Below are 17,017 nucleotides of genomic sequence, written 5' to 3' on the forward strand. Positions count from 1 at the left end.
GCGCGCTTGTCAGTGCTCGCGCCGTCCCAGCTGCCAGTCCGGCAGGCCGCGTGCAACGGTGTGCACGACGCCAGCGGTCACCACCGCCTTGATCAGGTCACCCGGCACGAACAGCAGCGTGCCCAGCAGCGCCTTGGCGGCCGGCAGCTGCGCGATCAGCATGAGGCCCAGCACGCCGCACGCATGCACCATCAGCAGGCCGCCGACGACGGCGGCGCAGAAGGCGCTGACGGCGGCGCGGCGGGGCGTCGCGGTCGGCAAGGCCTGCATCACCAGCGCGGTGACCCAGGCACCCAGCGGCCAGCCGATCAGGTAGCCGGCGGAGGGCGCGAAGAACACGGCAGGACCGCCCCGGCCGCCCGAAAGCAGGGGCATGCCCAGCGCGACCGCCGCCAGCAGCAGGGCCACCGACAGAAAGGCCAGGCGCGGCCGCAACAGCGCACCGGCCAGCATCACGCCCAGGGTCTGCAGCGTGATGGGCACGCCCAGTGGCAGGTCGATCTTGGGGATCAGGCCGAAGACGGCGATCAGCGCGGCGAACAGCGAGACGGTGGCGATCTGGCGGGAGGACGTGTTCATGTGGGACAGCTTGTGTGGGGGGCGATCAACGGCTGTTCATCGACCCAGGCGGACGTGCAAAGTATCGGCCACGCGTCGCGCGGCCAGCAGCATCTGGATCGTCAGCGGGGCCAGCAGCCGCAGCCGGCCCGGCCGGCCGGTGCGCAGGCGGTGGGCCTCGTCGAGCTGTTGCCAGCGGGCGAAGAAATGTTCGGTGTAGCGCAGCATCAGGGCGATGTGCAGCGCGAAGCGGGATGGGTCCAGGCCCAGCCGGCGCAGTGGCGACAGGGCCCGCTCGATCACGTCGACCAGGTCGGCCGGCCGGGTGGTGAGTGTCAGTGCCAGGCCCAGCGCGGTGGTGCAGACCAACCGCAGCGCAGCGACCAGTCCCAGCGCGGTCGTGCCCAGCAGGGCATGCAGGCCGACCAGCAGCAGCGCGACGACCGCCGTGACCGCCATCGGCCGGCGCGCGCCGAGCCCGGCTTGGCGCAGCGACAGCAGCAGGGCCAAGGCCAGCAGCATGGCAGCGGTCAGCAGGGGCAGCGTGGTCGTCAGGGCCAGCGCGACGCCGGCCGTCGCCAGCGCCAGCAGCTTGGCGCCAGCGGGCACGCGGTGCAGCCAGCTGGGTGTGTCGGCGTAGAGGCTCAGCATGGCGGGCGATCGGCGATGCGCCGGGCCACGTCGGCCTCGTAGGCCGCGCAGACCTCGGCGCCAGCGCCGTCGGCGCGCACGGCGCCACGTTCGAGCCAGATCACCCGGTCGAAGTCGCGCAGGGGGCCGAGCAGGTGGCTGGAGACCAGCACCTGGGCCGGCGCGCGGCGGATCTCCTCGCGCAGCCAGGCTTGTCCGGGCAGGTCGAGGCTGGCGTAGGGCTCGTCGAGCAGGCGCACCCGCGGGGCGGCCAGGTCGAGCGCCAGCCAGCAGACGAACTGGCGCTGGCCGTGGCTCAGGCTGGCGATGGCGCGGGGCGCCCAGTCGGCCAGACCGCGTCGGCGCAGGGCCTCGTGGGCGGCAGCCTTCGCGTCGCGGCGGCTGGCACCGGCGGCCTGCGGGCCGAGCGCGAGCTCTTCCTCGACGGTCGGGAAGATGATCTGCTCGTCGGGGTTCTGGAACATCAGCCCGATGCGGCCAGGCGGTGGCGGCGTGCCGTCGACCACCGTGCCGTCGACCTCGACCCGTCCGCCTTGCGGTTGCTCCAGGCCGCACAACAGGCGCAGCAGGCTGCTCTTGCCGGCGCCGTTGTCGCCGATCAGGCCGACACGCGGTTCGGTCAGCGCCAGGTCCAGGCGTTCGAAGACGGTGGTCTGGCCGCGTCGCAGCGTCAGGTCGGTCAGGCGCAGGCCGGCCTTCATCGGGATGGGGGCGCAGGCCCGATCAGAACGGGGCGTCGTCGTTGCGCTTGCGGCCACGCGGCGGGCCACCGGCGCGGTTGCCGCCAGGGCCGCTGTGGCCGCCACTCGGGCCGCCGGACGATTCCGGGCTGGCGCGCATGCCCGGGCGCTTGGGCGCCGGGCCGCCGGCGCGGGCACGCGGGGCGGCGTCCGGGGCGGCCGGGGGCGGCGGCGGCAGGTCTTCCTTGCGGATGCGGGTGGCCTTGCGCACGGTCACGACCGGGGCGGGTGCATCGGTCACGGGCGTGGGTTCGAAGGCGGCGGCGAGCGCCTGGGCCGGCGACAGCTTGGGCTCGTAGGGGCGCGAGGCGGCGGTGCTGGAGGTCGCGAAGGCGTACGGCAGTTCCTCGGCGGCCGGTGCGTCGTCCGCTGCCGTGGCGTCGTCGGCCGGCGCCGCCGTTTCCGTCGTCGCATCGGCACCCTGGTAGGCGCCAGGGGGCACGCCGGCGGTGGCGATGAAGGTCTCGGTCGCGTCGGTCTCGATGCCGCCCACGCCGGTGTAGGGCTTGCCGGACGTGGCGGCGCCGACCTCGGGCTTCTCGTCGGCGATCACGCGGGTGTAGGGCTTGAGGATCTGCACCAGCTGGGCGTAGATCTTGGGCGAGCCGCAGACCAGTTCCTTCTGGTACAGGAAGTCGGCCTCACCGGTGAAGTTGCCGACCAGTCCCCCGGCCTCGGTGATGATCAGCGAGCCGGCGGCGACGTCCCAGGGGCTCAGGCCGGTCTCGAAGAAGCCGTCCAGCCAGCCGGCCGCGACGTAGCACAGGTCCAGCGCGGCAGCGCCCGGGCGGCGCAGGCCGGCGCAGGAGGTCATGACGTCCTCGAACATCCGCATGTAGCGCTTGAAGTTGTCGCCCTTGCGGAAGGGGAAGCCGGTGCCGATCAGCGCTTCCATCATGCGGATGCGCTTGGACACGCGCAGGCGCTTGTCGTTGAGGAAGGCGCCGCGGCCCTTGGTGGCGTAGAAGAGGTCGTTGCGGTTCGGGTCATAGACCACCGCCTGCTCGACCTTGCCCTTGTAGGCCAGCGCGATCGACACGGCGTACTGCGGGTAGCCGTGGATGAAGTTGGTCGTGCCGTCCAGCGGATCGATGATCCAGGTGTAGTCGCTGTGCTTGGAGCCGTGCTCGCGGCCCGATTCCTCGGCCAGGATGGCGTGGTTCGGGTAGGCCTGCAGGATGACGTCGATGACCGCTGCCTCGGCCGCCTGGTCGACCTCGGTGACGAAGTCGTTGTGCCCCTTGCTGGTGACGGTGAGCCGGTCGACGTCCTGGCTGGCCCTGCTGATCACCGCGCCTCCGGCGCGTGCCGCCTTGACGGCAATGTTGAGCATCGGGTGCAGGTTCGTTTGCGACATGGCGGCGGGCGTCTCGGGTGGGATGGCTGCCGCGGACGCAGAAAGCGTGGCGGCGGGCGACAAGGGGCTGGCGGGGACAAAGAGCGGGTGGTCTGCGGGTGGACGGCAAAGCGGCCCACCTAAGATCAAGCCCGCGATTCTAGCCAAGCGGCTAAGGGTTCGCACCCACGTCCGGTCTTCCTTGCACTTGAATCAGCCCATGTCCGTTGCCGATCCCGATCCTGTCCCCTGCGACCCGACCCGCATCGTGCTGATCCGCACCAGCCACCCAGGCAACGTGGGCGCCGCCGCGCGGGCGATGAAGGTGATGGGCCTGCGCGAGCTGGTGCTGGTGCAACCGCGTTTCCCGGATGTGCTGGTGCAGGAGGACACCGTCGCGATGGCCAGCGGCGCGGCCGATATCCTGGTGCGCGCCCGCATCGTCGACAGCCTCGACGCTGCGCTCGAGGGTGTGCACACTGCTTGCGCCACGGCGATGACGCCGCGCGACTTTGGCCCGCCGACCGCCGCGCCGCGCGAGCACCTGCCCCTGCTGGCACCCGCCGCCGCTGCGGGTCAGCGCGTCGCGTTTGTGTTCGGCAGCGAGCGTTTCGGCATGAGCAACGACGAGGTCCGGCGCTGCCAGGTCTGCCTGTCCATCCCGACCCAGCCGGACTACGGCTCGCTCAATCTTGCGCAGGCGGTCCAGCTGATCGCCTACGAATGGCGCCTCGCGCTGGGCGGCTACCCGGTGGTCGAGCGCACGAAGGCGCCGGAGCGGGCCACGCTCGACGAGGTCCATGGCGCGCTCGAGCACTGGCGCGGCGTGCTCGAACAGATCGGCTACCTCGATCCGGCCGCGCCGAAGAAGCTGATGCCGCGCCTGCAATTGCTGCTCGACCGCGCCGGGCTGACGCGCGAGGAGGTCCACATCCTGCGCGGCATCGCCCGAGCCGTCGCCGGCCGCACCCCGTCCGCTCCGATGTGACGCAGTCGCGCCGGGTGTGGGGTCGTTCTCATCCTGGCTGAAAACCGGCGGGAATCCTGACCCTACACTCGTTGACGCCCAGCAGAAGGACGCGAGACCCCCATGTTCAGCCGGCTCCGAGAAGACATCGAATGCATCCTGGAACGTGACCCAGCGGCCAAGTCGCGCTTCGAGGTCCTGACCTGCTATCCCGGCCTGCATGCGCTGTGGATGCACCACATGGCCCACGCCTGCTGGAAGCGCGGCCTGCGTTGGCTGGGGCGCTTCATCTCGCACCTGGGCCGCTGGTTCACCGGCATCGAGATCCACCCGGGCGCCACCTTCGGGCGACGCGTCTTCATCGACCACGGCATGGGCGTCGTGATCGGCGAAATGGCCGAGGTTGGTGACGACGTCACGATCTACCAGGGCGTGACCCTGGGCGGCACCTCGCTGGTCAAGGGCGCCAAGCGCCATCCGACGCTGGAGTCGGGCGTGATCGTCGGCGCGCACGCCTGCGTGCTGGGCGGCTTCACGGTCGGGCAGGGCGCGCGCATCGGCTCCGGCGCGGTCGTCACCAAGCCGGTGCCGGCCGGCGCGACGGCGGTCGGCAACCCGGCCCGCATCATCGCGGCCAGCGCCGACGCCCAACGCGAGGAAGCGGCCGCCAAGATGGGCTTCTCGGCCTATGGCGTGACCCAGGGCGATGACCCGGTGGCGCAGGCGATGAAGGGATTGATCGACAACGCCTCCGGGCAGGAGCACCAGATCGCGCTGCTGTGGCAGGCCATCGAGAAGCTGTCGAGCCGGGCCCGTGAACTGCCCGCCGAGGCCTGTGTGCCGGCGGACGCACACACGACCGAGGACTTCGACGCGGAGCGTCTGAACCGGCTGGTGCGCTGATGGGCCATGTCGCAGGTGAAGGCGCCCGGATGCGGGATCTGCCAGCCGCTGCTGCGTTGTTCGACCAGATGGCCGATGCGGTCTACCTGCTCGACCCGCAGTCATCCCACGTGGTCTGGGCCAATCGGGCCGCCTGGGAGGTCCTGGGACTGACGGCCGAGCAGGTGCTCGACCACTCGGTGCTGAGTCTGCAGATGGACGTGATCGGCATGCCGCAGTGGACCGAGATCGCCGAGGTGATCCGCCGTCAGCCACCCTACGTGTTCATCGGCCGGCACCGCCACCGCGAGGGCCATGAGGTGCCGGTGGAGGTCGTCACGACCTGCTTCATGCTCGACGGCCGCGAGTACTTCCTGTCGGTCGCCCGCGACGTGACCCTGCGGCTGTCGCTCGAACGCGAGGTGCGTGAACGCCAACACCAGCTGTCCTTCGCGCTCAACGAGGCGATCGACGGCCTGTGGGACTGGGACATGGCCAGCGGCGAGCTCTACTTCAGCCCGCAGCTCAAACGCATGCTGGGCTACGGGCCGGATGAGATGGCGCCGGTGCTGTCGACCTGGTCGGGCAACGTCCACCCGGACGACGCGGCCCAGGTCATGCGCGTGCTGACCGATCACCTCGAAGGCCGGCGGTCCCGCTACGAGGCCGAATACCGGCTTCGCAACCGCAACGGCCATTACCTGTGGGTGAGCGACCGCGGTCGGGTTTGCGAGCGCGATGTGTCGGGTGCACCGACCCGCGTCGTCGGCATGGTGCAGGACATCACCGACCAGAAGATGCTCCAGTTCAAGCTGGAGGAACTCGCTGCCAACGACACGTTGACCGGGCTGTCCAACCGCCGCCACGGTGAGGCCTTCCTCGACAGTCAGCTGGCGCTGTGTGCCCGGGTTGGCATGCCGCTGGGACTGTGCCTGGTCGACATCGATCACTTCAAGGTCGTCAACGACCTGCACGGCCACCTGCTGGGCGACCGCGTGTTGCGGGCCGTGGCGCAGGCCATGGCCGGCGAGCTGCGGCGCTCGGATCTGGCCTACCGCTGGGGCGGCGACGAGTTTGTGGTGGTCTGTCCGGACACCGGTCTGCCCGAGCTGCGGCAGGTGGCCGAGAAGGTGCGTGCCGCGCTGCTCGCCATCGACGGTGCGGCGCTGGGCTTGTCGACCATCTCGGCCAGCATCGGCGTGGCGGTCTATCCGGACCATGGCGAGGACGTGCCCACGCTGATGGCCTCGGCCGATGCGGCGCTCTACCTTGCCAAGGCGGCCGGGCGTGACCGCATCGAGGTCGCCCGGCCGATGGACAGCGCCTGAGCCGTCCCGCTCAGCCCCGCGAGGGTCGCCGGGCGGTCTTGGGTCGGAAGGCCGCGATGACCGCCTCGCGCGTTTCCAGGTAGGGCCCGCCGATCAGGTCGACGCAGTAGGGCACGGCCGCGAAGATGCCGGGGCAGGGCGGCGTCGCGCCGGGCAGGCCTTCGAGCGTCTCGGCGATCGCCTTGGGCTGACCCGGCAAGTTGATGATCAGGGCTCGGCCGCGGATCACCGCTTCCTGGCGCGACAGGATCGCGGTCGGCACAAAGCGCAGGCTGATCTGGCGCATCTGCTCGCCAAAGCCGGGCATGACCTTGTCGGCCACCGCCAGCGTCGCCTCTGGGGTGACATCACGCGGTGCCGGGCCGGTGCCGCCGGTGGTCAGCACCAGGTCGCAGCGCTCGATGTCCACCAGCTCGCGCAAGGTGGCGCTGATGCCGTCCTGCTCGTCGGGGATCAGCCGTGTGACCCAGTCGACCGGGTTGTGCAGCGCCCGTTCGAGCCAACCACGCAGGGCCGGGATGCCTTGGTCCTCGTAGACGCCGCTGCTGGCGCGGTCGCTGATCGAGACCAGGCCGATGCGCACCGGCTCGGGCGGCGGCAGGTCGGCGGTGATGGGCGCGTCAGACATCGTGGGTCGAGGCCAGGCCGTCGTCGTCGTCGCGGGCGGCCCGTTCGGCGCCGGCCAGGGCCTCGCGCACGAGCTGGAAGATGTCGCGGTAGGAGCGGCCCTTGCGTTCGACCGCGCCGTCGTGGGCCTGCGCGGCGGCGGCGGCCTGCACGTCCTTGCGGGCGCTGCGGATCAGGCTGCGCAGGGCTTGTGCGTCGGTGTCCGGATGGGCGGCCATCCAGCGGGTCAGCGCGTCGTCCGAGGCGATCAGCTGATCGCGCCAGGCTTCGGCTTCATGCAGCGCCAGCGTGTCGCGCGCCGAGGGCACGCGCTGGGCGGCGACCGCCTCGCGCAGTGGCTCCGGGTCGATGCCGCGCATCAGCTTGCCGACGTATTGCCACTGGCGCCGTTTGCCTTCGAAGGAGCGCGTGCGGGCCAGTTCGTCGAGCGCATCCCGCAGGCCTTCGGGCAGGTCTAGCGCATCGAGCTTGGCGCGGGGAAGCGCCAGCAGCGCCTCGCCCAGCTCCTGGAGGTCGTGCGACTCCTTCTTCATCTGGGTCTTGCTGGGCCGGGCCGAACGCGGCAGGCGCAGCTCGGGGTTGAGCGCGACGGCCGCGATCTGGGCCGCGTCACGGGCTTGGCGGATCGCCTCGGCCTCGATCTCCGCAGCGTTGGGCGGGCTGAACTTGAAGGGTTTGCGGGGTGCCATGGAAAGGGGCTGAAAGAGCGGCCGCTATGATAGTTCCGCGCCTTCCGAGGCCCTTCGAAGTCCCCCATAGAAGATGGATCCCATGACCGACTCCCAAGCTGCCGACGCCCGCGCCACCCACGGTTTTGCCTACACCCGCGAGCAGTTCCGTCAGCTGGTCGAGGACACCCTGCAGATGGCCCGCGACGTGGGTGCCAGCGATGCAGGGGTCGAGGTGTCCGAAGGCGCCGGCCTGTCGGTCTCGGTGCGCAAGGGCGAGATCGAGAACGTCGAGCGCAACCGCGACAAGTCGATCGGCGTGAGCGTCTACCTCGGCCAGCGGCGCGGCAATGCCAGCACCTCCGACTTCTCGCCGACCGCCTTGCGCCAGACCGTGCAGGCGGCCTACGACATCGCCCGCTTCACCGCCGAGGACGCCATGGCCGGCCTGCCCGACGAGGCCGACCTCGCACTCGGTGCCGCCGCCGAGCTGGACCTGGGCCTGTGCCACCCCTGGCCGATCGACGCCGAGACGGCGGCGGCCATCGCACTGCGTTGCGAAGGCGCGGCCCTGTCGGTCGACAAGCGCATCACCAACTCCGAAGGCGCGGCAGTGTCGGCTCAGCAGTCGCACTTCTTCGCCGGCAACAGCCGAGGCTTTCGCGGCGGCTATGCGAGCTCGCGCCACTCGATGTCGGTCTCGCCGATCGCTGGCCGGGGCCGCGACATGCAGCGCGACTCCTGGTACAGCTCCATGCGCGATGCCGCCGACCTGGCCGAGCCGGAAGCGGTGGGCCGCTACGCCGCCGAGCGGGCGCTGTCGCGGCTGAAGTCCCGCAAGATCAAGACCTGCGAGGTGCCCGTGCTGTTCGAGGCCCCGATCGCCGGTGGCCTGCTGGGGGCCTACGTGCACGCCACCAGCGGCGGCTCGCTCTACCGCAAGGCCAGCTTCCTGATGGACAGCCTGGGCCAGGCGATCTTCCCGGAGCACATCGACGTGCGCGAGGACCCGCACCTGCCCAAGGGCAAGGCCAGCGCGCCCTTTGACGACGAGGGTGTGCGCACGGCAGCCCGCACGGTGGTGTCGGCCGGCATCACGCAGGGCTACTTCCTGTCGAGCTATTCGGCCCGCAAGCTCGGCATGCGCACGACCGGCCATGCCGGCGGCCCGCAGAACATGACACTGAGCAGCCGCCTGACCCGTCGCGGGGATGACCTCGCCGCCATGGTCCGCAAGCTGCATCGCGGCCTGCTGGTGGTCGAACTGATGGGCCAGGGCGTCAACTACGTGACCGGCGACTACTCGCGCGGCGCGGCCGGTTTCTGGGTCGAGAACGGCGAGATCGCCTACCCGGTCGACGAAATCACCATCGCCGGCAACCTGCGCGACATGCTCAAGGGCATCGTCGCGGTCGGCGCCGATGTCTACAACGGCGGCAACAAGACCCTCGGATCGGTCCTGGTCGAGCGCATGACGATCGCCGGACACTGAGTCCGCAGCGGTCCACTACGCAATCTTGCGCAGGGGAAAGCCCCCGGCGATGTGGCGAGGCGGCTTCCTAGAATCCACCGACCCTTTACCCATCCCTCGACACGATCAGGAGATCCCGCATGGAACGTCGTTCCTTTGTCCGTCAAGCCGGTCTGGCCGGCATCCTGGCTGCTGGCGCCGCCCCTGCGGTGGTGAATGCCCAGGCCAACATCCGCTGGCGCTTGGCCTCGAGCTTCCCGAAGTCGCTCGACACCATCTACGGCGCGGCCGACGTCTTCGCCAAGAAGGTCGGCGAGATGTCCGGTGGCAAGTTCCAGATCTCGGTCCACTCGGCCGGTGAACTGCTGCCGGCCTTCGGCGTGGTCGACGGCGTGCAGAACGGCACCGTCGAGGTGGCCCACACGGCGCCCTACTACTTCTTCGGCAAGGACGAGACCTTCGCGCTCGGCTGTGCGATTCCCTTCGGCCTGAACAGCCGCCAGATGACGGCCTGGATGATCGAAGGCAACGGCCTGAAACTGATGCGCGAGTTCTACGCGAACTTCAACATCATCAACTTCATGGGTGGCAACACCGGTGCCCAGATGGGCGGCTGGTACCGCAAGCCGATCAACTCGATGGCCGACATGAAGGGCCTGAAGTTCCGCGTCGGCGGCTTCGCCGGCAAGGTCGTCGAACGCATGGGCGGCGTGCCCCAGAACATCCCCGGCGGCGAGATCTACCAGTCGCTGGAAAAGGGCACGATCGACGCGGCTGAATGGGTCGGTCCTTACGACGACCAGAAGCTCGGCTTCAACAAGGTCGCGCCGAACTACGCCTTCCCCGGCTGGTGGGAAGGTGGTCCGCAGCTGGACTTCTTCATCGGCACGAAGGCCTTCGCGGCCCTGACGCCCGAGTACAAGGCCATCGTCGAAGCCGCTGCCGCCGTGGCCCACGTCGACATGCAGGCCAAGTATGACGCCCGCAACCCGCTGGCGCTCAAGCAGCTGGTGGCCGGTGGCACCAAGCTGTTCCGCTTCCCCAAGGACGTCATGGAGACGGCCTTCAAGGAATCGATGGCGCTGTACGAGGACATCTCGGCCAAGAACCCGAACTGGAAGAAGGTCTACGCCGACTACGCCAAGTTCCGCGCCGACGAAACCCTGTGGTTCCGCTTCGCCGAAGCCGGCTTTGACGACTTCATGCAATCGCAGAAGTTCTGATGCTGGCGGGCTGAACCCACCGGTCTGACCCGACAAGGGCCGCCGTCGCGAGACGGCGGCCCTTTTTCCTGTGCCCTGCGCCGGGGACCTCACTGCCTAGAATCGACCGCATGCAGACGACCCCCGGCGCGCTCAGTGCCCCGCCGCTTCCCCGCCCGGTCGTGCGCCTCTGGCCAGGCCTGGCCTTCGCGTTGATCGGCTCGATCGCGTTCTCCGGCAAGGCCATCATCGTCAAGCTGGCCTACCGGCATGGCGTCGACGCGGTCACCTTGCTGATGCTGCGCATGCTGTTCGCGCTGCCGCTGTTCCTCGGTCTGGCCTGGTGGGCCGGGCGGGGCAAGCCGGCCCTCACCGCGCGCGACTGGCGCGTCGTTGTCGGCCTGGGCTTCTCGGGCTACTACCTCGCCAGTTACCTCGATTTCGCCGGACTGGCCTACATCAGCGCCAGCCTGGAGCGGCTGATCCTCTACCTCAATCCGACCCTCGTGCTGCTGCTCGGCCTGGTCCTGCACGGCAGACGCCCTAAGGGCCGCCAATGGTTGGCGCTGGCGGTCAGCTATGCCGGCGTGCTGTGTGTCTTCGGCAGCGAACTGAACCTCCAAGGCGACCATGTGGCGCTTGGCGCCGCGCTGGTCTTTGGCAGTGCGGTGAGCTATGCCTGCTACATGTTCTTCAGCGGCGAGGAAGTCCGCCGGCTCGGCCCGCTGCGGCTGACCGGTCTGGCCTCGACGGTGGCCTGCGGTCTGTGCATCGGCCAGTTCCTGCTTCTGCGACCGCTCGACAGCGTCGCCACGATCGCGCCTGAGGTCATCAGCCTGTCGCTGCTCAATGCCACCGCCTGCACCTTTGCGCCGGTCATCCTGGTGATGCTGGGCATCGAGCGGCTCGGCGCCGCCCTGGCGGCCCAGTGCGGCCTGGTCGGGCCAATGAGCACGATCCTGATGGGCATCGTGCTGCTGGGCGAACCCTTCACGCCGATGCTGGCGGTGGGCACCGTGCTGGTGCTGGTGGGTGTCTGGCTGCTGGCCCGCGCCCGCTGAAACCGCAACGACCTTCAACGATCTCTTTCGACCTTCAACGACCTTCAACGACCTTCAAGGACAACACGACGATGGATCTCGGCATCTCGGGCAAGTGGGCGCTGGTGTGCGGCGCCAGCAAGGGACTTGGACTCGGCTGCGCGCAGGCGCTGGCCGCCGAGGGCGTGCATGTGGTGATCACCGCGCGCGGCGAGGCCAACTTGCTCGCGGCGGCGGCCGAGTTGCGTGCGCGTCATCCAGGCGTCGAGGTGCGCACGGTGGTCGGCGACATCGGCACAGCCGAAGGCCGCGCGGCAGCGCTGGCGGCGGCGCCCCAGGTTGACATCCTGGTCAACAACGCGGGCGGACCGCCGACCGGCGACTTCCGTGACTGGGACCGCGAGACCTGGCTGCGCGCCATCGACGCCAACATGCTGACCCCCATCGAGCTGATGAAGGCCACCGTCGATGCCATGGCCGCGCGCGGCTACGGCCGGGTGCTCAACATCACCTCCGGTGCGGTCAAGGCGCCGATCGACATCCTGGGCCTGTCCAACGGTGCCCGCAGTGGCCTGACCGGCTTCGTCGCCGGACTGGCTCGGCAGAAGGCCTTGGCCGGACGGGGCGTGACGCTCAACAACCTGCTGCCGGGCGCCTTCGACACCGACCGGCTGCAGCTCACGCTGGCAAAGGCGGCCGCCCAAAGCGGTCGCGACGTCGAGGCCGTGGCCGGCGCCCGCCGCGCCGGCATCCCCGCCGGTCGCTTCGGCGTGCCGGCCGAGTTCGGCGCCCTGTGCGCCTTCCTGTGCAGCCCGCTGGCGGGCTACATCAACGGCCAGAACCTGCTGATCGACGGCGGCGCCTACCCGGGCACCTTCTAGTCGCCCAGGCCGGCGACGCGGGCGATCACACGCGGTGTGCCGGCGCCGTCTTGGCCCAGCAGCACGCCGTCGCCGACGTTGCTGCTCTCGCCCAGGAAGGCGCTGAAGACGAAGTTGTGGGTGACCCAGACCTCGAAGCCGCGGCCCTGCCGGACGACGTCGACCAGACCGGCGCGCAAAGCCGCGAGGGCCTGCGCCTGGGCTTGCGTGTCGCTGCCATGTGGTGAGCCGAGGGCGGGCCAGGCTTCAACTGGGTCGCTGGCCGACGCCGACCCCGCGAACGCGAGCCGGGCCGTCTCCAGGCAGCGACACCAGGGGCTGCTGCGCACCCGAGACGGCCGCAAGTCGCGGGCCGCGAACCAGGCACCGAGCTGGCGGGACTGGCGGCGTCCTTCATCGCTCAGGTTGCGTTGCGTCGAACAGTCGCCCAGACGGAAGCCGGGCGGGTCGAAGGTGCCGGGCGCCAGCGCGTGTCGCAGCATCAGCACGACCCCGGCACCGCGCTCGCCGGACATGGCGCGTCGCAAGGCGGGTTCCAGATCGTTGCCCGGAGCGGCCCTGAGCGGCAGGGCCCAGACCGCCGCAGCACCTAACAGCAGCCGGCGTCGCAGCGGGCCGATCGTTGGTGCGCCCTTCATGCTGGCGACGAACGCATGCCGTAGGCCTTGCCGGCGGCGAACAGGTACTCGACCCGCAGAATCGCCTGCCCCTTCTCTCCGGCGAAGGTGAAGCCGAGCATCGCCAGCGCGTCGCCGGCCTTGATCTCGGGCAGACCCCAGGCCTGCACCCGCGACAGCGGCGCCAGCTCGATCTCCCAGCGCCGGTCCTTGCGGGTGGGCAGCTGCGCGGCCTTGAGCAGGGCCGGGCCGTCGACCGGGGCGGACTGCGCCGGCAGGCTGCGCGTGGCGAGGTCGGCCGGCATCGTCAGGCCGTCGACCGGCAGTTCCAGCGTCAGCTCGACATGCGGGTTGCGCCAGGCGACCTGGGCGACCTTGCCCTCCAGGTAGATCGGGCGGTTCTGGTCGAAGCTGCTCCAGCCGTGGTGGGCCCCGGCGGGCAGGGCCAACAGGAGTGGCGAGGTGATGAAAAGACGTCGATGCATCGTGGGAGCCTCCGAGGATCAAAGGTAGGCGATCCATCGACCGCTGGCGATGGCGGCCAGCCATAGCCCCGTCGACAGCACGGTCTGCGCGCGGGCCAGACCGTCGCAGCGGTCGAGACTGTCCCGGCCATGGAACCAGACCGCGTTCAGCCCGGCCAGCTGCACCAGGCCCAGCTTGATCAGAAAGGCCCGGTTGGCCAACAACTCGGCGGGCTGGCTGGCAAACATCAGCAGGCCGCTGGCGACGATCAGGCCGAAGCCGGCGAGCGTGACCGGCAGGGCCAGCCGGGCCAGCGGGCACAGCGGCAGGTCGCGGGCCAGGCCCCAGACCCGCAGCTCCAGCAGCACCAGACTGCCCAGCAGCAGCGCGATGCCCACGATGTGCAGCACCTCCAGCGCCGGGTAGGCATAGGGGTGCGATGTCAGGCCTTGCACGTTGGCTCCTTCACGCGTGGCGCTCTCTTGATCGGGGAAGCTGCAGTTTGCATCGGCCTGCGCGCAGAATGGGTTCTGCGGGGCCCGCCACGACGGCCACGCACCACCTGCAGGACGACCATGAGACGCAGCTTCTGGCGAACGGTGTGCGCGCTGACGGGCGCTTGGCTCCTGACCCACGCGGCTTCGGCGCAGTGCAGCCGGGTGGTCTTTTCGGCCAACCCCGACTACCCGCCCTACCACTGGGCCGAGGGGGACCGCATCGTCGGTGCCAGCGTCGCGCTGACCGGGCGCATCTTCGACGAGCTGGGCGTGGCCTGGGAGGCCCGCCACGTCGGACCCTGGCCGCGTGTGCTGAAGTCGGCCGAACACGGCCAGATCGACCTGATCGTGAGCCTGAAGGCGACGCCCGAGCGCGAGGCCTATCTCGTCTTCACCCACGCGCCGGCCTTTCCGAACCCGATGGCGGTGTTCTCGGCCAAGGCGCGGCCGGTCCGGTTCGACAGCCCGCAGGACCTGGTCGGCAAGCTCGGCGGGCGCACCGCCGGTGACCGCTTCGGCGATGCCTTCGACCGCTATGCCGAACAGTCGCTGACGCTCGAAGACGCCGACAGCCTGAGCGTCAACTTCGTCAAGCTCGCCGCCGGCCGCATCGACTACGTCGTTACCGGGCTGTACACCGGCCGGGCCCAGCTGCTGCGCATGGGCATGTCCGACCGCATCGTGCCGCTGCCACGACCGGTCAACGAGGGCGACATCCACCATGGCTTCTCGCGCCGCAGTCCGTGTGCGGCGCTGGTCGAGGCCGTCAACCAGCGGCTGGCAACGGCGCAGCGCGATGGCCTGCAACGCCGCCTGCTCGAAGAGGCCTTGCAGCAGTGGCAGCGCAGCCAGGCGGGCGCCCAGCGACCATGAGCGCAGCCATCCAGGGTGCGAACGCGAACGACCGTCGCGGCATCGGCCGGCTGGCGATCCGGCATGCGCTGCTGGCGGGGCTGCTCGGCGTGGTCCTCGGGGCGGTCTTCAGCCTGCTGCAGGTGGGTGCGGACTACCGCGAGTCGGTCGAATCCGAGCGGCGCGAGATCCTGCAGATGATGGCGGTCATGCGCGACCCCGCTGCGCAGGCTTGCTACAACCTCAACGAGGCGGCGGCCAAGGTCGTGGTGCAGGGGGCGCTGTCCTACATGCCGGTGCAACAGGCCATGCTGGTCAGCGACTTCGGCGAGACGCTGGCCCGGGGTGTCAATGACAAGATCCTGGCCGACGCCAACGGCGCCTGGTGGACCCGCCTGATCGCGCCGACGCAGGACTACAGCCTGCCGCTGACGTTCGGGCCGGCGCGCCAGCGGGTGGGCGAGCTGAAGGTGGTGACAGCCCAGGCGCCACGCGTCGAGCGCTTCTTCCGCGCCGCCTGGCAGGACATGGGACTGAACGTGCTGCGCAGCGTCACGGTCGCGCTGGCGCTGGGTGTGCTGTCCTTCATCACCCTGACCCGACCGCTGACGGCGATCGCGCGGCGCATCGGTCACGGGCCGTCGACGCAGGCCGGCCTGGAGCCGCTGGTCGAATCGTTCCGCAGTGACGAGATCGGCGAGATCGCCACCGCCTTCGAGCGTTATGAACGCGAGGCCGGCGAACGCGCCCGCAGCCTGGAGTCGGCCGCCCGTGCGCTGGCCGCCAGCGAGGTGCGCTACCGCCGCATCGTCGAGACCGCCGGCGAAGGCGTCTGGCAGGTCGACGAGGCCGGCCGCACCACGCTGGCCAACGAGGCCATGGCACGCATGCTCGGTGCCGCGCCCGAACTGCTGGTCGGCCGCTCGATGTTCGATTTTGTCGACCCGTCCGACCGACCGGCCGTGCAGGCGATGCTGCGCGCTCGGGCGGGGCAGGAGAGCGAACGCAGCGAGATCCGCTTTCTGCGCGTCGACGGCCATGACGTCTGGACCGAGGTCGCGTCCTGCCCGATCGCCGATGCCGACGGCCGGCCGATCGGCACGCTGGCCATGGTCACCAATGCCACCGAGCGACGCCGCCGCGACGAGGAGCTGCGTGCCACCAACGGTCGGCTGATCTCGATGGTGGCGGACCTGGAACGGCACAAGTCCGACATGGCGCGCATCGCCGAGCTCAACGAACTGCTGCAGTCCGCTCGCACCGAGTCCGAGGCCTTCGACGTCGTCCGTGCCGCGGCCGCCGTGCTGTTCGCCGACTGCGACGGCGGCTTTGCCGTGGCGGGGCCGGGCGAGGAGATGCGGATCGTCGGCAACTGGGGCGAGCCCGGCAGCCTGCCCGCCAGCTACCCGCGCACGGCCTGCTGGGCGATCCGCCGGGGTGGCCCGCACCTGCAGGCCGGGCAGGAGGGCATCCGTTGTCGCCATCGATCGCACGGGTCGATGGGCGCCATGCTGTGCACGCCCCTGTATGTCGAGGGCGAGCTGATCGGCGTGCTGCACCTGCAGGGTCATGAGGCGGATCACAAGCGCGAGGCCTTCGGCAGCGTGGTTCAGCAGCGCCTGGAGGTCTTCGGCGAGGTGGTCAAGCTCGGCCTGTCCAACCTGCGTCTGCGCGACAGCCTGCGCGAGCAGGCCTTGCGCGACGTGTTGACCGGCCTGCCCAACCGCCGCTTGTTCGACGAGGCCCTGCCCCGCGAACTGACCCGCTGCCTGCGTGCCGGCCAGCCACTCACCCTGGCGATGGTCGATGTGGACCACTTCAAGCGCTTCAACGACCGCTACGGCCACGATGCCGGCGACCGCGTGCTGTGCCTGGTCGCCCGCACACTGGCCGGCTGCATCCGGGCCGACGACATGGCCTGCCGCTACGGTGGCGACGAGTTCATCTGCCTGCTGCCCGGCATGAGCGCCGCCGACGCCGCCGCGCGCTTCGAGCTGGCCCTGAGCCGCATCGCCGAAGAGGCCGGCAGCGCCGGGCTTCCGCACGAGACCATCACCTTCACCGTCGGACTGGCCAGCGCCCCGGACTGCGGCGATGACGTCGCCACGCTGACCCGCGCGGCCGATGCAGCCCTCTACGTGGCCAAGGAGAAGGGCCGCAACCGCGTCGAACTGGCCAGGCCGGTGGTGGACACCGCGCCGGGCGTGATCGCCTGAAGACCTGCCCGCCGCCGCG

17 protein-coding genes and 1 pseudogene are annotated in these 17,017 nt (G+C 70.2%); 9 read left to right on the plus strand and 9 right to left on the minus strand.

Annotated elements, in window-relative coordinates:
• Nucleotides 1-9: 9 nt before the first annotated feature.
• The 4 genes and pseudogenes from EV685_RS17075 to EV685_RS21060 form a co-directional block, all read right to left on the minus strand.
• The gene (locus EV685_RS17075; RefSeq protein WP_130483236.1) at nt 10-579 is read right to left on the minus strand and encodes a biotin transporter BioY; all 570 of its coding nucleotides are present in this window, start codon (nt 577-579) and stop codon (nt 10-12) included.
• 36 nt (nt 580-615) lie between these two features.
• Nucleotides 616-1,209: a CbiQ family ECF transporter T component gene (locus tag EV685_RS17080; protein ID WP_130483237.1), complete on the minus strand. Its 594-nt coding sequence runs from the start codon at nt 1,207-1,209 to the stop codon at nt 616-618.
• Nucleotides 1,203-1,910 carry an energy-coupling factor ABC transporter ATP-binding protein gene (locus EV685_RS17085; protein WP_130483238.1) on the minus strand — a complete coding sequence of 236 codons (708 nt, stop codon included), beginning with the start codon at nt 1,908-1,910 and terminating at the stop codon, nt 1,203-1,205. The genes EV685_RS17080 and EV685_RS17085 overlap by 7 nt, the downstream gene beginning before the upstream one ends.
• A gap of 394 nt (nt 1,911-2,304) precedes the next feature.
• Nucleotides 2,305-3,306 (minus strand): annotated as a pseudogene (locus EV685_RS21060) (inositol monophosphatase family protein); the annotation flags it as partial.
• 199 nt (nt 3,307-3,505) lie between these two features.
• On the opposite strand from EV685_RS21060, the gene EV685_RS17095 reads away from it, so the two are divergent.
• The 3 genes from EV685_RS17095 to EV685_RS17105 all read left to right on the plus strand — a co-directional run bounded on the left by EV685_RS17095 (nt 3,506) and on the right by EV685_RS17105 (nt 6,462).
• Complete coding sequence (locus tag EV685_RS17095; protein ID WP_130483240.1) at nt 3,506-4,273, plus strand: RNA methyltransferase; 768 nt, start codon at nt 3,506-3,508, stop codon at nt 4,271-4,273.
• A 102-nt stretch (nt 4,274-4,375) separates the two neighbouring features.
• Nucleotides 4,376-5,155, plus strand: coding sequence for a serine O-acetyltransferase (gene cysE / locus EV685_RS17100; RefSeq protein WP_130483241.1), 780 nt, complete (start codon nt 4,376-4,378; stop codon nt 5,153-5,155).
• 29 nt (nt 5,156-5,184) lie between these two features.
• A complete protein-coding gene (locus tag EV685_RS17105) occupies nt 5,185-6,462 on the plus strand; it encodes a sensor domain-containing diguanylate cyclase (RefSeq protein WP_130483242.1) in 1,278 nt (425 codons plus the stop codon).
• 10 nt (nt 6,463-6,472) lie between these two features.
• Here EV685_RS17105 and mog read toward each other — a convergent pair whose 3' ends face one another.
• Entirely contained in the window at nt 6,473-7,090 is a 618-nt protein-coding gene (mog, locus tag EV685_RS17110; RefSeq protein WP_130483243.1) for a molybdopterin adenylyltransferase, read from the minus strand.
• The gene (yjgA, locus tag EV685_RS17115; protein ID WP_130483244.1) at nt 7,083-7,778 is read right to left on the minus strand and encodes a ribosome biogenesis factor YjgA; all 696 of its coding nucleotides are present in this window, start codon (nt 7,776-7,778) and stop codon (nt 7,083-7,085) included. The genes mog and yjgA overlap by 8 nt, the downstream gene beginning before the upstream one ends.
• Before the next feature lie 82 nt (nt 7,779-7,860).
• Between yjgA and pmbA the strand changes: the two genes are divergently transcribed.
• From pmbA to EV685_RS17135, 4 genes are all read left to right on the plus strand, one after another.
• Nucleotides 7,861-9,249 carry a metalloprotease PmbA gene (gene pmbA / locus EV685_RS17120; RefSeq protein ID WP_130483245.1) on the plus strand — a complete coding sequence of 463 codons (1,389 nt, stop codon included), beginning with the start codon at nt 7,861-7,863 and terminating at the stop codon, nt 9,247-9,249.
• Nucleotides 9,250-9,368: 119 nt separating this feature from the next.
• A complete protein-coding gene (locus tag EV685_RS17125) occupies nt 9,369-10,451 on the plus strand; it encodes a TRAP transporter substrate-binding protein (protein WP_130483246.1) in 1,083 nt (360 codons plus the stop codon).
• A gap of 110 nt (nt 10,452-10,561) precedes the next feature.
• Nucleotides 10,562-11,491, plus strand: a complete 930-nt coding sequence (locus tag EV685_RS17130; protein WP_130483247.1) for a DMT family transporter — start codon at nt 10,562-10,564, stop codon at nt 11,489-11,491.
• Between the two features lie 71 nt (nt 11,492-11,562).
• Nucleotides 11,563-12,351: an SDR family oxidoreductase gene (locus tag EV685_RS17135; RefSeq protein ID WP_130483248.1), complete on the plus strand. Its 789-nt coding sequence runs from the start codon at nt 11,563-11,565 to the stop codon at nt 12,349-12,351.
• Here the strand turns inward: EV685_RS17135 and EV685_RS17140 are convergent.
• From EV685_RS17140 to EV685_RS17150, 3 genes are read right to left on the minus strand one after another with little or no spacing between them, the layout of a single operon-like run.
• The gene (locus EV685_RS17140; protein ID WP_130483249.1) at nt 12,348-12,989 is read right to left on the minus strand and encodes a histidine phosphatase family protein; all 642 of its coding nucleotides are present in this window, start codon (nt 12,987-12,989) and stop codon (nt 12,348-12,350) included. The genes EV685_RS17135 and EV685_RS17140 overlap by 4 nt on opposite strands.
• A complete protein-coding gene (locus EV685_RS17145) occupies nt 12,986-13,453 on the minus strand; it encodes a DUF6152 family protein (protein ID WP_130483250.1) in 468 nt (155 codons plus the stop codon). Before EV685_RS17145 ends, EV685_RS17140 begins: the two co-directional genes overlap by 4 nt.
• Nucleotides 13,454-13,471: 18 nt before the next feature.
• The gene (locus EV685_RS17150) at nt 13,472-13,888 is read right to left on the minus strand and encodes a hypothetical protein (RefSeq protein ID WP_130483251.1); all 417 of its coding nucleotides are present in this window, start codon (nt 13,886-13,888) and stop codon (nt 13,472-13,474) included.
• 120 nt (nt 13,889-14,008) lie between these two features.
• Here EV685_RS17150 and EV685_RS17155 point away from each other — a divergent pair, with 120 nt between their 5' ends.
• Nucleotides 14,009-14,803 (plus strand): substrate-binding periplasmic protein, encoded by a 795-nt coding sequence (locus EV685_RS17155; protein ID WP_130483252.1) that lies wholly within the window; start codon nt 14,009-14,011, stop codon nt 14,801-14,803.
• The gene (locus EV685_RS17160) at nt 14,800-16,998 is read left to right on the plus strand and encodes a sensor domain-containing diguanylate cyclase (RefSeq protein WP_130483253.1); all 2,199 of its coding nucleotides are present in this window, start codon (nt 14,800-14,802) and stop codon (nt 16,996-16,998) included. Before EV685_RS17155 ends, EV685_RS17160 begins: the two co-directional genes overlap by 4 nt.
• The last annotated feature ends 19 nt before the right edge of the window (nt 16,999-17,017 follow it).

Origin of the sequence: Sphaerotilus mobilis (assembly GCF_004216565.1) — a bacterium.
Classification (GTDB): domain Bacteria; phylum Pseudomonadota; class Gammaproteobacteria; order Burkholderiales; family Burkholderiaceae_C; genus Sphaerotilus; species Sphaerotilus mobilis.

Bases quoted from the DNA above. Each gene is read 5' to 3' on its own strand.
- EV685_RS17095 (WP_130483240.1), top strand. From the start codon at position 3,506: ATGTCCGTTGCCGATCCCGATCCTGTCCCCTGCGACCCGACCCGCATC.
- cysE (WP_130483241.1), top strand. From the start codon at position 4,376: ATGTTCAGCCGGCTCCGAGAAGACATCGAATGCATCCTGGAACGTGAC.
- EV685_RS17155 (WP_130483252.1), top strand. From the start codon at position 14,009: ATGAGACGCAGCTTCTGGCGAACGGTGTGCGCGCTGACGGGCGCTTGG.
- EV685_RS17085 (WP_130483238.1), bottom strand. From the start codon at position 1,910: ATGAAGGCCGGCCTGCGCCTGACCGACCTGACGCTGCGACGCGGCCAG.
- yjgA (WP_130483244.1), bottom strand. From the start codon at position 7,778: ATGGCACCCCGCAAACCCTTCAAGTTCAGCCCGCCCAACGCTGCGGAG.
- EV685_RS17075 (WP_130483236.1), bottom strand. From the start codon at position 579: ATGAACACGTCCTCCCGCCAGATCGCCACCGTCTCGCTGTTCGCCGCG.
- EV685_RS17145 (WP_130483250.1), bottom strand. From the start codon at position 13,453: ATGCATCGACGTCTTTTCATCACCTCGCCACTCCTGTTGGCCCTGCCC.
- EV685_RS17130 (WP_130483247.1), top strand. From the start codon at position 10,562: ATGCAGACGACCCCCGGCGCGCTCAGTGCCCCGCCGCTTCCCCGCCCG.
- EV685_RS17080 (WP_130483237.1), bottom strand. From the start codon at position 1,209: ATGCTGAGCCTCTACGCCGACACACCCAGCTGGCTGCACCGCGTGCCC.
- pmbA (WP_130483245.1), top strand. From the start codon at position 7,861: ATGACCGACTCCCAAGCTGCCGACGCCCGCGCCACCCACGGTTTTGCC.
- EV685_RS17105 (WP_130483242.1), top strand. From the start codon at position 5,185: ATGCGGGATCTGCCAGCCGCTGCTGCGTTGTTCGACCAGATGGCCGAT.
- EV685_RS17140 (WP_130483249.1), bottom strand. From the start codon at position 12,989: ATGAAGGGCGCACCAACGATCGGCCCGCTGCGACGCCGGCTGCTGTTA.
- EV685_RS17160 (WP_130483253.1), top strand. From the start codon at position 14,800: ATGAGCGCAGCCATCCAGGGTGCGAACGCGAACGACCGTCGCGGCATC.
- EV685_RS17125 (WP_130483246.1), top strand. From the start codon at position 9,369: ATGGAACGTCGTTCCTTTGTCCGTCAAGCCGGTCTGGCCGGCATCCTG.
- mog (WP_130483243.1), bottom strand. From the start codon at position 7,090: ATGTCTGACGCGCCCATCACCGCCGACCTGCCGCCGCCCGAGCCGGTG.
- EV685_RS17135 (WP_130483248.1), top strand. From the start codon at position 11,563: ATGGATCTCGGCATCTCGGGCAAGTGGGCGCTGGTGTGCGGCGCCAGC.